Raw genomic sequence first — 14,465 nt, 5'->3', positions numbered from 1 at the left:
AACTATCTCCTCCCTCTTTCGACCACCTTCTCAGGTTTATTAATTAAATATGCTGCCTTCGGTAGTGTGTGATTAAATGCATATACAACTTTATACTCAGGATGAGTGTCTGATATGGCAAGGAAAAATGAAGGCCTTCTATGGCAACTTATGGATGCACCTTGGTGGATGAGTGTATTCGTATCTGCGACATCATATGTAAGCTTGGCTTATATAGCCCCAAATATGCTTCTACCAAGTGATAACATGCTATCAATAGCATTTGCTGACATCTTTCAGAAGCTTGCTCCCTACTTTGCGATTCTCTTTATTATTCCCGCTCCTATTTCATTCATGAAGCAAGTAGCTCGAGGGGTCCAGTTCAGGAAAAAAGTGACAAAAATCATTACTGTGCCTAATAACTCCAAAGCAGTTATCAACGATATGAGCTGGATTGAGTTTGAAGCATTCATCGGGGAGTTTTTTCGTCAGAATGGATATGAAGTAAAGCAATATCTATCACACTCGCCAGATGGAGGTGTTGATATTGAACTACGCAAAAATGGAGAGCTGAGCTTAGTACAATGTAAACACTGGAAAACGAGAAAAGTTGGTGTTCAAGTTCTTAGAGAAATGTACGGTGTCATGCTATCACAGCAAGCAGCTAGGATGATTCTCGTCACGTCTGGTAGCTACACTAGTGAAGCTAAAGAATTCGCTAAAGGCAAAAGATTTTGGTTAGTAGATAAAGATGAGTTAGTAAACATGATTGAATCGGGTAAGCAGTCACTAAATAGTAGCACTCCCGCGCCTCCTAAGCCTAACCTAACTTGTCCTGTGTGTAATAGCACTCTTGTCATCAGAGTCGCCAAAAAAGGTCAAAACAAAGGGAAGAACTTTTATGGTTGTGAACGTTTTCCCGACTGTAGATTTACCCAAGACATCCATCAGAATTTTAATACTTAAACATTCAAAACCAGCAACATAACAGTTACCATACGGAATACAAATTAATCACAACAATTTAGGTATTAAAGCAGTGAAAAATACAACGCTCATAGGCTTACTTTCTATTGGTATGGTTGGATGCTCTAGTATTCCAATGAATGCTCAATCTGAGTATGAAGAATACTCTCTACCAGATTTAGACACTGTGGTAGAAGTGCACGTTGGCGAATCTATGATTGATCAAGGTAAAGCCACTACATCCAATGTTCTAACGGTAAATAACCATATTCAAGGTACTTGTTTCGATATCCTGAAAGGAGACTACTTAGAGAGAGGTTCTGACAGTAAAGGTAAGCAGTTTTTCCACTCAGAAGGAGTAAACGGTGCAAGAGTAATCAAAGCGGCGCTCTGCGACCCTGCGATAGCGTTGTCTATCAACTCTAGTGATAAAGTCTGCGTATCAACACCATTTGTAACAGAAGCATCCTGCTATCAAGGTGATGCGACTATCAGCAAAAAGACTATGACAGGTAACAGTTCATTCAGACAGTTACTAGTTTACAGCGGCTCAGTCGGTGACAAGATCAATATCTCTTATCGCGAGCTTTCGAATGATGTAGCTAGAGGCGCATTCACTAACAACGTTGAGTACGACATGACTAAATCTAACATTATCAAATACAAAGGAGCAGAAATTGAAGTTCTTGAGTATGATAACATGTCGATTAAGTATGTGGTGAAGCAGCATATCAGACCGGACATTACATATTGATTTGGTAGCCCTTAGCTCTAGATTAGTTAGTATTCTCTAGAGCTAAGAAAAGTCTAGTGTTCACTAAGTTAATGGCTCAGTAAAAAATTTAAAAAAATAGTCAGTTAGACTAGGCTATCCTTTGGTAAGTATATTTATTAAGGGATAGATTATGAAACAGAACATTCTCACCCTTGTAACTGCTATTTTCGCAGTTGGGTGTACTAATAACAATCAACCAGGTAACTCCCCATTAGGTGACGACGTACTTAAAAACACCTATTACACCAACTCCTTCCAACCAGTTCAGCCTTTCGCCTTTGATAAAAGCAAGTACGCTATTTCAAACTTCTCTGACGATTGCAGCAACACTACAAACTCTAAACTGAGAAAAACATGTTGGTTAAATAATTTACCAAACAGCGAAGATTACGTTTTTATCGCAGATACTAGTTCTTTTGGTGAATTAAAGTATGGCACTACTGGTGTTAGCGCTAAAGGTGGAAAGTATGAAATAGTTTCTCAATGGGTTCGTTTTATGAACGTAAAACCTTTAGATGCTGAAGGTGCAGTTAAAGCAGGTGAAGATCATAAAGTAGGTATTGGAGCAAGAATTGTAGCAACTATTAGTACTAACGAAGCTGATATAAATTTAGGTGATTTATTTGCTGTAGCCGCAGCTGCTGAAAGAAAACAAGTTACTGGAAGTCTGCTATTCACTATCCAAGGGATTCACGGTAAAGGTGTAGATACATATACACCCAAAGTATCCAAATTGGACACTGAAAACCTACTTAAAGCATTAGAGTCTATACAAAACATCAAGATATTGTTGCACAACGACGAGTCAATTGAAGTTACGGGGCAAGTTGTAGCCATACGTAGCTACCCCCAACAAGATATTAAAAACAGAAGCTCGCTTGAAAATAGTACATCTTCAGGTCAAGGGTGGATTTATGTAGGTCATTTTGATGACAAGGGTAAACCTCTCGGGGTAACAAACCTAGTTGTAAGCGACGCTAATCAAATCATTGGTACCCTCAAAACCAGAACAAACGTGAATGTCAGGTCTGACTATCCTGATTTCCCATTTTACAAATTAGCACCAGCAATCAACACCGTAGCGCAGGGCAAAGACGTTAGAATTATAAACACTATTTCTACTGGTAATGGAAAGCTATGGGCTTTTGTCGAATTTCCTCTCAACTGACTCAGGGTTTGTTTTGATTATTTGTCAATAACCAGCAATATTTACAGGCAAATCGTATAGCGAACAATGCGACGACAAAACTATTCAGGAAAAAGCCCAGCATGTGCTGGGCTTTATTGAAGTAGACATGGAAGTAACAATCAACTTAAAGTGCCATTTTGTAAGTTACTCTTCTGGAACTAATTTATCCTCACCAGTATTCATGTCTGCAATTTCTTTTATTTTCAATTCGTAATCAACGTAACAATCCAGTTGGTGAGGATCTACTTGTGTGGAGGATGGAAGTTCATAAGTAATTGCATCACCATTCTTGTCTTTTCTCTTTTTACTATATATGAAGAATTCAGCATATCTATTGGGAGCAGTACCCTCAAAATTTTGCATCAATAGCTTTTCTTTCGAGGTGTTGTCTATGTGGCAAATTGCATCGCCATGCAGATCCATAGCTAAACTCTTTTCATATGGCTCAATATAAACAACTCTTTCTATACCCGCTGCTACAATGTGTCTAGCGCAACTATGGCACGGGTATGTAGTACAGTAGAGTGTTTTACCAACAGTGTTTGCATTTGATTGCCTTGTCAAAGACACTATTGCATCCATCTCTGCGTGTATCGCTCTTGAATACTCAATTAATGATTTAGCTTTTGAGTTATTAAAAATCTTGTCTGCGACCTTTTCTGGGTCTTTGACACCTTCACCTTTAAGTATCTCGAAAATTTCATCTTTTAAGATCGACTTATGTTTATCATTTTGACAACCAGACTTGTTATAGCACCGCTTATCTGGACCACCATCAGAGTCGTACAAACCACCTTTGAACTTTGGAACATCATTGCAGCCTGTAGCTACAATTTGGCCATTATCATCCATGATGGCAGCACCAACTTGACGAGATAAACAAGCTGAAGCCAGTGATGCAGAGTAAGCAGCATATAAACCACGCTCATCTCGTTTTGGTGTAATGCTACCGACTCCATGGATTAGATTAATAAACCTTGAAATTGAGTTATTTAGCTCCTCTTTTTCATCAAGATTTCTAATAAAGTAATCTGATTTTTGGATAGCTTTTTCAACGTGCTGGCCATTTCCATCACTGCTTTTTCTATCTCTTTCAATAAGCTTTGCGATTTCAGTTGAATCGGTAATACCTTCTTCTCTTATGTTTTTTTCTCGCTCATCTTGAGTCCTCAAAAGGCCTAACATATAGAAATTCCTTCTATATACCTCTTGGAAAAGCTCCACCTCTTCATGATGTTTTATTTGGTCAATCACGTAAGCTACTTTTTTCGTGACCTTAACGGCTTTTCCTTGCGTTTGCTTACTACCGAATAAAGAGTTACGGACAATACCGATTCTTCTGATTCCCATGTCTGCTACAGCAGTATTGGATTTTTTACGCAACTCATCCCCCAAGTCCTGCAAGGTCTGATAACGTCTATATTTTCTTAATTCTAGTATTTCTTTAGAATTTGGCTGAGTATGGGCAATTAATTCACTCAAGCGAATGTGTTCAACATGGTAGTTAGCTTTGCGAAGTTCAGTGACTAAAGCATTTTTTAGGCGCTTTATTCCAGCACCTACAGCACCGCACAAACCAATAATGAGTTCTTGAGAGTGTCTTGAACGAATAGCCTCAAGGGAGTTACTGTACTGGTTCTCTGAAGCAGAGTTACTTAAAGAGTTGTCATTTTGTGCTGTATGTTGTTCTGCTGATGGGGAGGGGGCTATGGTATGTTGCTGATGTTTTGTAGACATAATAGAACCTGATTGAAACCTAACCAGATCCTATTATGTGAATCAACAATCTACCAATCAAGCTTATCAGCAGCTAGTTTCATATTTTTTTTAGCATTTTCGAACGCGATCAGTTTTTTTCGATCAGTCAAAGAGTGAACGGATGCCACCTTGGTCTTCATTTCGTTGTTTGATACACGTTTGTTCTTAATGCTTTGGGAAGCCATTCGTACCACACTCATAGTATTCACCTTGAAAAAAAATCGTGCAAATTATACACAAGCAGTCCTTGCTTTCAATATGCCGTGCTTTCGATTTCCAAATCAACATAACATTACTAGTCTAGTATAGACAATCAGAAACACCTTTTTTGTTTAGAATCTGACGTTACTTCAACGTTTCAAAGCTAAATAGTGACCTCGTTAACAGTTACAAAATTGAGCGTTTCAAAGGCTAAAATATTGTATAGATAGCCCGTAATAATTGACAATTACTTACTCCACTTACCCCACCTTGAGCGCACCAAGTGGAGTAAGTGAAGCATTGTTACTAACTTCACAATTCAAAAAGGTATGACAGAAGGGAAACAATATCGATTTATCCCGTTTAGAGCTTTCTTTTCCAATATTCCCTCCTTGCTCAATAAAGATAGTGCTTTACCCACCACGTTGCCTTTTGATACGTCAATTCTCAGATATTCACAAACCTGCTTTGTTGTCATCCATTCTCTAGCTTTACCATCACAAAGCTCAATATGTTCAGATAGCGTATTGTACCAAACACCTTTATCCACATGCTTAGCCGACACATTAGCCACTAACTCTTGCTCACTCCTAGAGAGCATCCAAGCCTGATTCTCAATCAACAACATATACTTAACTTCTAACCAAAATTGCTTCAGACAATCAGGGTTTACTAACGTTAGCTCTCCTGAAGGTAAATACTCCCAGCCCAAAACCTCATTCAATCTGTCCATGTTGGTTTCACCAACCAGTTCGATTACAGCATACCTAGTGTTACCAGTTTCATCCTTTAGAAAGTCAGTGCCATTTACAGTTGCAATTAAGTTAGTCTGCCGATCTTTCTTAATATCTGTTCGACCATACGGTGGGCGAACGGTGTCACACCCTCTACTGATAAAAGCCTTCAGTGCGCCTTGGCAGTTTTTGGTTGAGCGTTCTAACTCTCCCAACTCTACAATCCAAGATCGTATAACAGATAAAACACTATCCTTATTATCTGGGTTTAGCTCTGCTCCTTCCAAAAATGCCCCAACATGGACACGAGCAATACGCTCCACAAAAGCAGTCTTTCGGAACGATTGCTCTCCTTGCAAGATTGGAACTAACTTCGATTTAAAGTTAGTTTTTACGAGTGAGGCTACACACCCTACTAGCCAGCGCTTTAACACAATTTCTGTCACTTCTGGGCTCTTTGAGTCAAGGCAGCTGATTACCCTATCAACCCTTTGAACACCGTCCCATTCACCATTTAACCACTCTTCAACAGGGTGATAGCTATTTTCAATTGCTATAGCGCTAAAATGATCGTCAATTGCAGACTTTGGCAACCCGTGAATAGATGATAATGAAATCAACTCACTTCTCACAAACTCAGGAGAGCCGAGACTTCTAGAGGAGCGAAATATGTCTGTCTCCAAAGTCATTTGGTTGAATCTGGCGGTATAGCCAACACTATCAAGTAAGGCCTTTAGGTTATCTGCAGTATTCAGAGCAATTACCTTTCCTGATTCAGTGTACTTCACATGAGGGAAGCAAGGATGGTTACTTTCATTTGGCATTTACACACCTCCATGAACAAGTTGGTTTAACTTTTCATGGCTATCTAGCCATTTATCTAGGTCCTCTTTGATATAACGTACAGCCCTACCAATCTTGATAAAAGGAGGGGCTACCGTACGATTTTTCCTTGGGCCTTCCATTCTCGCTTGACGCAAAAACGAACGACTCATTCCTATATAATTTGCTGTTTCTTGCTCTGTCAGCGCAGCTTTGCCACAAAACTGAATGCTCATGATTTAGTTCTCCGTTTGATTAAGTTGAAGAACATAAAAACCTGTAAAGCATGCATGTGCAGATATCAGTGCAACTAACAGTGAACTTTTTTTCTCGCCCTACTGATTAAGTTTTGAAAGCTTCTATAGCTCAACCCTTCATCCGAACCATTCTTGTAATAGATTTTCTCATCAGACATATCGTGGATTATCGAATCGACATCATATTCTCCTTGCTCCAACCGATACTTAGCTCGAATAGCATTCCAAGCCTCTCTCGATGTAGCTTTCGGATATTCGTTTAAGACTCTCTCGATAATGCACTCCAATGGATGTACGGTTATTTCAGGCTTTAAGCCCTGACTACTTTGGTTTGAGTACCGCTGATTAACCGGTTTAGATTCAGTAGCACCTAAGCAAAAAATCTGGCTTAACTCTTGGCTTTCTAGCCTGATATCACAAGGTTTCAAGCCTATAGGGCTTACTTTCACAAGCTTCCTATCGGTTGATAAAATCGATTTGAATCCTGAAAGGTATTCTTCGAATGAAGTTGGCTTAGAAGCTTTCATTTCCTCGCTTACAGTGAGCAACTCAGCTCCAAAATCGCTAGACTCAACAATTCTTCCTACTGCAATAAAAGGTTTGTCCGGCACTTCACCATCGTAGTCATAAGCTTTAAATACACGGCTAGGCAAACCATTAAACCTAGTTCGGATATCATGAATAAACTTTATCGCAGTGGGTTCAACAATATGAAGCTCTGAAAGCTCAACATCTTTGTTGTCACAAGCCAATGTAATTGCCAGTTTTACTGGTAAAAGAACCATGCCTTGGTAATCAAATAAACCTAATAGGGTGTCATTAACCACTAAGCCAAGATCTTGCTCACGAACAAAGCAATAAACATTTATTTTTCCGTCATAGATTGCGTCAATGACTTGCTCTGCGTTAAGGGAGGTTCTTTTCTCAATTTCAGAAAAGTGGATATAGGTTCTAGAATCTTCCATGATTGCTTGCGTTATCCTATTAGGTTTACAGCTGCGGCTTTATGCTCTGGAGCTAAATGTGCGTAACGTAGTGTCATCTTTAGGTCGGAGTGACCCAAAAGCTCACGAATCGTATTTAAGTCAACACCAGCCATTGCTAAGTTACTGGCAAAATCATGTCTAAGGTCATGAAAATTAAAGTCTTCAATCCCTGAAGCCTCGATGACTTTCAGCCAAGGTTTCTTGATATCTGTCAGCTGGGTGTTGCCACCAGATGTGAATACCCAAGTGGTATTGGGGGTTTGAGCTTTCCACTGAACTAGAACTTCAAACACCGAGTCATTAAGTGGTATGTTTCTCGTTTTTTTTGATTTTGCATTGCTTGCTTTAACGACTAAATATCTGTTTTCGAAGAATACATCATTCCACTTTAACGAAAGTAACTCCCCTCGTCTAAGTCCGGTATTCATGGCTGTGAGCACTATCGGCTCCAAATAATCTACAAACCTTACATTTGATAAGTCAGGCAGTAAGTCCTTATTCCGTTTCTCACGATGTTCATTAGCACTTTTGCGTTTATCCCTTATGAGCCTGCTCCTAGCATCAATAGCTTTAAGCAAGTTCTGCCTCTCATATGATGATAAATATCTAAGACGAGTGTTATCCTCTTTGATCGTCGTTACTTTAGAAAGCTCATGGGATTCTATTATTCCCCACTCCACAGCCCGAGATAGAGCGCCTTTGAGTGAGTTAATCGAGTAATTGATGGTTGCTGGTGCTCTTCCTAACTCTCTTCTTTTAGTCACCCAATTCTGAACTTCCCAAGCAGAGATTTCACTAAGCTGCTTATCTAACAAGAAATCAAATCGACTCACCAAGTGTTGATAGGTTTTCTTAGCTGTTTTCGGGTTTCTAGAAACTAGAAACGGGTAATACTTTTCTTCTAGGTATGAACCAAGTCTATGGCTTTTCTGAATCAAATAATCTTGTTTGGCGGCTTTTTTTTCACTCTGAACATCTACACCTTGAGCAACCATACCTACCTTTTCTTTAGCTATATCTCTCGCTTGAGCTGGTGTTAACTGACTAGTTGAACCTATCAGGTAGTTCACTTGCTTGCCGTTCAAGCGATAAAAAAGGTAATACTTCATTCTCCCTTTCTGAGAAATCCTGACATGAAAACCTACTACCTCAGTGTCATTGAGGCGCTTATCTTCTACTTTGAGATTCTTTAATGCACTAGCTGTAATCTTGGCTTTGATAGGCATTTACTATTTCTCCGCTTCTTCCGTGTAGCAAATATGTAGCAAAACAATTGTACAACCATAAACCAACGTGAACAAAAAAGAAACAGAACTCAATTTAAGCCATTGTTATTATATGCTTCTATTGTTTGCCTATGTTCACTGCGATTCCTCTAATAACATACAAAAACGCGCTCATAATCGATTGGTCCGCAGTTCAAGTCTGCGAGGGGCCACCAAATTCGTTCTATAAGAACAAGAAAGGCCTGAGAATGATTTCACTTCTCAGGCCTTTTGCTTTTGTGGTTATTTATAGCAAACCAATACAACCTACCATTAACTGGTCGTCTTTTTTTTTCTACAAACAGGAGCAAATGCCAGTTAGGGGTTCCATCGTGTTGGGGTTCAGCAACTCGAAAGCCATAAAAGCGCACATTTAGTCGATTTAAGTTCGCCCTTATGAGTACCCAATTACAATTTAAGTAGTCTTGCCCATCTAAAGGGGTGAGAGTGTCCTAAATTCTGTGTAACTGTCTAAGTGATCAAATACTCCAATTCAAACTTTGCAGCACTCAAATACAAAAAGCCCGGTACGTTTGGGTACCGGGCTATCTTATACTATTGAACTTCGAGGGTACTTTACCTACGCATATTGAGCCACTAACTCATTCCAACGAACTCGCTGCTCGTGAAGTCGTCGCTTCATCTGTTGGCATTCGAGCTTCGCTACTGAAAGCTCATACTTCTTGGTTAGCTTTTGCTTTCTATTTTCGAGTAGCTGCTTTTGCATCTCATAGTAATCGCTCATATTCGATACCAGTTGATCATATTCAGTCTGCAGGCGCGAAATAATAAACTGGCAATTCGGGCGCTCTTGTAGCTTATCTTTTGCTTGATTGAGCTTAGCAAGGGCGCGTGCTTTCTCGATTCTAAACTTAGGAGTGACTCTTAAGTGACTGGCTAAGCCGCACCAAGACAGTGTTTTAATCAACCATTTGGTTGGATCGTACTGCCACCAGCGCACACCATTGCGATAGTCGCCTTCAAAAATATGGTGGAAGTTATGATAACCCTCTCCGAAGGTAAATATTGCCAATATGCCATTGTCACGCGCCGTGTTCTTCGTTGTGTAAGGCTGTGAGCCCCATATGTGAGCAAGAGAATTAATGAAAAAGGTGGAGTGATGACTCAGCACCAGGCGAAGCACGCCCACGACGAGCAACATACCAATAATATCTTGATAAACCACACCTAATAGCAATGGAATACCGACGTTGGTAGCAATAGCCAGAGGTACATAGTATTTATGCTGCGACATCACAACCTTGTCTTTTTGCAGATCTCGGCAGTTACTGTAGTCGTTGTAGTTGTCTTGGTTGTAGTTTCTTAACATCCACCCAATGTGGGAGTACCAAAAACCACGCTTAGCGCTATAAGGGTCTTTGTCGTTGTTGTCGACAAACTTATGATGTGGACGATGATCAGAAGACCAATGCAGCGCACTATTCTGCAACGCAAATGCACCACCTATAGCAAAAATTGCTCTCACCCAAGTGTTGGCTTGATAAGCTTTATGAGACCACAATCGATGGTAGCCCGCAGTAATCGATAGGTTACAAAAGCTATAGGTAATCAAAAACCATAATAGGTGCTCCCAACCATAACCATTGAGCCAACCATAAACCGGAACTCCAACCACGGCGACGATTGCCGTTAAGCTGAAGATCATAACATTGAGCCAAATAAGCGGCGGCTTATCTTGAGCAACTTGTGTGTGCTGTGTCATTTCCCTAAACGCCATTGAGTGAACAAGTGTACGCTAGAATATCAGCGTACACTTGTTCACTCAATCTATTTTACTGGGCAAATTTGTGTCTTTTCATGTCAAGTTCACATTTTTATGTCGTCATTTTTTGTTCATTTATTTACCACCAAAGCGTCACCTAGGTTGTTTATTTTTGGCATAAGTGACGCTAGATGGAATCTAACTATGACAACCAGCCCTTTTCGTTTGCCTAGGAAAACACCGTTTGGCATCGGTGAAAACGTCGCCGAGTGGGCGACAGGCCTAAGCAAACTAGACCAGCTCTATGCGCAGCGCCCTGCCAACTGTACAACGGAAGAGTTTCTGCGCTTTGCTCTGGAATCATTAGGGATCAGCTATCAAATTGAAGGTGGTCAATTGAGCTCTGTTCCAAAGACTGGCGCTACTGTTGTCATAGCCAATCACCCACTAGGGGGGATTGAAGGAGTTATTTTGGCGGAGTTGCTGCTTTCCGTCCGACCTGATGTGAAGATTTTAGCTAATCAATATCTGTCGCTCGTTCCTGAGTTAGCCTCTCTGTTTATTGGTGTCGATGTGTTAGAGCAAGATCGCACTAAACGTACCAATACTAAGGCGTTAAGGCAGGCCAATCAGCACCTTGCTGAGCATGGCTTACTGCTTATCTTTCCTGCTGGAGAAGTGTCACACCCTACCCAGCGAGATCTGTCTCGAGTAGAAGACAAAGCTTGGCACCGCTCTGTTGCCTCCCTAGTCAAACGCCACAAAGCACTCACCGTCCCATTCTTTATTCATGGTCATAACTCCAAGCCTTTTTATGCAGCTGGAAAAATCCACCCAATGCTGCGCACGGTGTTACTAGGACGCGAGCTGCTCAACAAGAAACAACAGCCGATAAAGCTCACTATTGGCACGCCAATAAAATGTAAAGAGCTGGCGAACCTAAATGATCAACAAGCAGTGTATTACTTACGTCTCAACACTTATTTATTGCGACATCAAGCACGACAACGAAAAGTCACTCATCTTACAACTCAGCATGTTGAGCCAATAAGCTCACCCAAGCCTTTAGAGCTGATCTTAGCTGAGATTCAAGCCCTAAAACCTTCGGCTCACTTACTAACGAGTGGGCAGTTCAGTGTCTACTGCGCCGCATTCGATGACATCCCACATCTTATGCATGAGATTGGTCGAGTCAGAGAAATCAACTTCCGAGCAGTTGGCGAAGGCACAGGGAAAGCGATCGATGTCGATCAATTTGATCGCGACTATCTTCATCTGTTCGTCTGGGACAACGAAAAACAGTCTCTTGTGGGGGCATATCGACTCGGTCTCGTGGATAAAATCATAGCGAAGCAAGGAATTGAAGGGCTCTACTCTCGAACCCTGTTTGACTATCAACAAGCCTTTATCACTCGTATCGGGGAAAACAAAGCGATAGAGATGGGACGCTCCGTCGTTGCAGCTGAATATCAGAAAAGCATGAGTGCCCTATTGCTGCTTTGGAAAGGTATCGCTACTTTTGTCTCCCATCACCCTCAGTACACCACCCTATTCGGTCCTGTCTCTATCAGTGACGAATACAATGACACCGCCAAACACTTACTGACAGAGACACTCTCTTTACATCACTATGACCAAGAGTCAGCAAGCCTAGTAAAACCAATCAACCCTATGCTCAATGAGCACTACCAGTGGCCGAGCGAACTACTGAGCTCTCTAATTGACTTGCAACTTCTCTCACGGGTTATCGCTCGCATAGATGATGGAAAAAGTGTCCCTGTGTTACTAAGACAATACCTTGGCCTCAACGGTAAGTTAGTGAGCTTTAATGTCGATCCTGATTTCAATAATGCCCTTGACGGGCTGATCGTTGTCGACCTGGCTTCGGTATCTGTTAAAACACTTGGCCGTTACATGACGATGGATAAAGCTCAAGCGTATTTAGAACTTCATTGCGCCAAGCCTTCGTCGATTTTTTAATCATCACTAGGCGATGGAGCTTCTCTCTATCGCCACCCGCCTTTTTAGAACGTTACAGATACAGATACAGATACAGATACAGATACAGATACAGAAAACATCTCAGCTACACTAAACCTAGCAATTATTTAAGTTACTAATTTATAGATAATTTAACGCATACGAGACTTTATCATCGTTAAAAAATATCTTGTTATATTTGAACTATTTATATCCACATCACAATTATTTCGTGATCAATCTTTCAAATTGAACCCAAAAATACTAGCGTATCCAAGATTCTTATTTTACAATGCAAAATAACTACAGAATGCACGACTACTTCAGATAGGAAATTGACCGATGAGACTGATTCCTCTTCAAAATGCAGAACAAGTGGGCAAATGGGCAGCACGCCACATTGCAGATAAAATCAATAAGTTCAACCCAACTGCAGATAAACCGTTCGTACTCGGTCTGCCTACAGGTGGCACGCCTCTGAGCACATATAAAGAATTGATTTCACTATACAACGCTGGCTACGTTAGTTTTAAACATGTGGTGACATTTAATATGGACGAGTATGTGGGTATTGATCCTAATCACCCTGAATCTTACCGTTCATTTATGTACAACAACTTCTTCAACCATGTTGATATTCAAGAAGAAAACATCAACCTGCTTGACGGCTTGGCTGATGACATCGATGCACACTGTGCTGCTTACGAAGAGAAGATCAAGTCTTACGGCAAGATCAACCTATTCATGGGTGGTGTAGGCATTGATGGTCACATCGCTTTCAATGAGCCTGGCTCTTCACTACAGTCTCGCACACGTATCAAGACGCTTACTGAAGATACTCGCATTGCGAACTCTCGCTTCTTTGACAACGACATCAACCAAGTGCCTAAATTCGCACTAACGATTGGTGTAGCGACGCTGCTTGATGCACAAGAAGTGATGATCCTGTCTCTCGGCCATAACAAAGCACAAGCTCTGCAAATGGCGATTGAAGGCTCTATCAATCACATGTGGACGGTAACCGCGCTGCAAATGCATCCGAAAGCCATCATCGTTGCTGACGAGCCTGCACAGCAAGAGCTAAAAGTGAAGACTGTAAAATACTTCACTGAGCTAGAAGCAGAGAACATTAAAGGCCTGTAACACCTTTATTGATATACAAAAAAACCGCTTCACTACTTTATATGCAGTGAAGCGGTTTTTTATTATCTAAACAGTTCTATGCTAGGAAGTCAGGGCGTTTTCTCGACCTAGGTTTTGAATCAAACTGGTCACTGCCAGAACGATGGTTGAACGCACTTTTTGAAAGTGGCGCATCAGGAACATCTCTTTCATCTCATCAGACAAACCCACGACTAAATCCGAAGAGAACTCGATTGGCATCGTCTGCTTAATCGCTTGGACACGATTAAGCTCAAACAGGATGTTTTCATCACAGAAGTCCACCTGTCCTTCCTGCACCTTGACCCACTCTTTTAACGTGACAAAAATCTCGATGTCGTCGTAGGTCTCTTTACTCAATACACCCAAGCCCAATAGCAGCTTTGCTCGAATCATGATCTCCCCAAGCGGCCCATCAGAAGTCAGCAATGGGTCCACCACAAACTTCACTGCATAGTCGTCCTTTTGAAAGATATTCTGCAACAAGGCATCCACCATATCTTCTAAGGCATCATACGCGCATAGCAAGCACTCACCGGCATCGTTTGATTCGGCGAGCGCTTCTAATAATTCGACTTCGTGGCTACTGTGTATTGGCATGGGTACTTCACAAGGAAACAAGTTACGGCAAAAACGAGAAAGTGCCACTGCTGTGGCACTTTCTCGAAA

At 41.1% G+C, this 14,465-nt stretch carries 12 protein-coding genes and 1 pseudogene; 5 read left to right on the top strand and 8 right to left on the bottom strand.

Features of this window, described 5'->3' with window-relative positions:
• Positions 1–114 precede the first annotated feature (114 nt).
• The 3 genes from QWZ05_RS14980 (at position 115) to QWZ05_RS14970 (ending at position 2,888) form a co-directional block, all read left to right on the top strand.
• The gene (locus QWZ05_RS14980) at positions 115–945 is read left to right on the top strand and encodes a restriction endonuclease (protein WP_290299196.1); all 831 of its coding nucleotides are present in this window, start codon (positions 115–117) and stop codon (positions 943–945) included.
• A gap of 73 nt (positions 946–1,018) precedes the next feature.
• The gene (locus QWZ05_RS14975; RefSeq protein WP_290299194.1) at positions 1,019–1,699 is read left to right on the top strand and encodes a hypothetical protein; all 681 of its coding nucleotides are present in this window, start codon (positions 1,019–1,021) and stop codon (positions 1,697–1,699) included.
• A gap of 151 nt (positions 1,700–1,850) precedes the next feature.
• On the top strand, positions 1,851–2,888 hold the full coding sequence (locus tag QWZ05_RS14970) for a hypothetical protein (protein ID WP_290299192.1): 1,038 nt from the start codon (positions 1,851–1,853) through the stop codon (positions 2,886–2,888).
• A gap of 165 nt (positions 2,889–3,053) precedes the next feature.
• On the opposite strand, the gene QWZ05_RS14965 is transcribed toward QWZ05_RS14970, so the two are convergent.
• From QWZ05_RS14965 to QWZ05_RS14935, 7 genes and pseudogenes are all read right to left on the bottom strand, one after another.
• Positions 3,054–4,646 (bottom strand): anti-phage dCTP deaminase, encoded by a 1,593-nt coding sequence (locus QWZ05_RS14965; RefSeq protein WP_290299189.1) that lies wholly within the window; start codon positions 4,644–4,646, stop codon positions 3,054–3,056.
• Positions 4,647–5,187: 541 nt separating this feature from the next.
• Positions 5,188–6,426, bottom strand: coding sequence for a VapE domain-containing protein (locus QWZ05_RS14960; RefSeq protein WP_290299187.1), 1,239 nt, complete (start codon positions 6,424–6,426; stop codon positions 5,188–5,190).
• The gene (locus QWZ05_RS14955) at positions 6,427–6,660 is read right to left on the bottom strand and encodes a helix-turn-helix transcriptional regulator (RefSeq protein WP_290299185.1); all 234 of its coding nucleotides are present in this window, start codon (positions 6,658–6,660) and stop codon (positions 6,427–6,429) included.
• A 74-nt stretch (positions 6,661–6,734) separates the two neighbouring features.
• Positions 6,735–7,646, bottom strand: coding sequence for a hypothetical protein (locus QWZ05_RS14950; protein ID WP_290299183.1), 912 nt, complete (start codon positions 7,644–7,646; stop codon positions 6,735–6,737).
• An 11-nt stretch (positions 7,647–7,657) separates the two neighbouring features.
• Complete coding sequence (locus QWZ05_RS14945) at positions 7,658–8,893, bottom strand: site-specific integrase (RefSeq protein WP_290299181.1); 1,236 nt, start codon at positions 8,891–8,893, stop codon at positions 7,658–7,660.
• A gap of 314 nt (positions 8,894–9,207) precedes the next feature.
• Positions 9,208–9,375: pseudogene (locus QWZ05_RS14940) on the bottom strand (replication endonuclease); the annotation flags it as partial.
• Between the two features lie 137 nt (positions 9,376–9,512).
• Positions 9,513–10,655, bottom strand: a complete 1,143-nt coding sequence (locus QWZ05_RS14935) for an acyl-CoA desaturase (RefSeq protein WP_290299178.1) — start codon at positions 10,653–10,655, stop codon at positions 9,513–9,515.
• Positions 10,656–10,859: 204 nt separating this feature from the next.
• On the opposite strand from QWZ05_RS14935, the gene QWZ05_RS14930 reads away from it, so the two are divergent.
• Positions 10,860–12,635, top strand: coding sequence for a bifunctional lysophospholipid acyltransferase family protein/GNAT family N-acetyltransferase (locus QWZ05_RS14930; protein WP_290299176.1), 1,776 nt, complete (start codon positions 10,860–10,862; stop codon positions 12,633–12,635).
• A gap of 342 nt (positions 12,636–12,977) precedes the next feature.
• The gene (gene nagB / locus QWZ05_RS14925) at positions 12,978–13,778 is read left to right on the top strand and encodes a glucosamine-6-phosphate deaminase (protein ID WP_264877841.1); all 801 of its coding nucleotides are present in this window, start codon (positions 12,978–12,980) and stop codon (positions 13,776–13,778) included.
• Between the two features lie 81 nt (positions 13,779–13,859).
• On the opposite strand, the gene QWZ05_RS14920 is transcribed toward nagB, so the two are convergent.
• On the bottom strand, positions 13,860–14,444 hold the full coding sequence (locus QWZ05_RS14920; protein ID WP_290299174.1) for an MltR family transcriptional regulator: 585 nt from the start codon (positions 14,442–14,444) through the stop codon (positions 13,860–13,862).
• Positions 14,445–14,465: the final 21 nt, after the last annotated feature.

The organism is Vibrio agarivorans (assembly GCF_030409635.1).
Classification (GTDB): Bacteria; Pseudomonadota; Gammaproteobacteria; order Enterobacterales; family Vibrionaceae; genus Vibrio; species Vibrio agarivorans.
The sequence above is the reverse complement of the archived record's forward strand: the minus strand, read 5'-3'. Positions and strand labels throughout refer to the sequence as shown.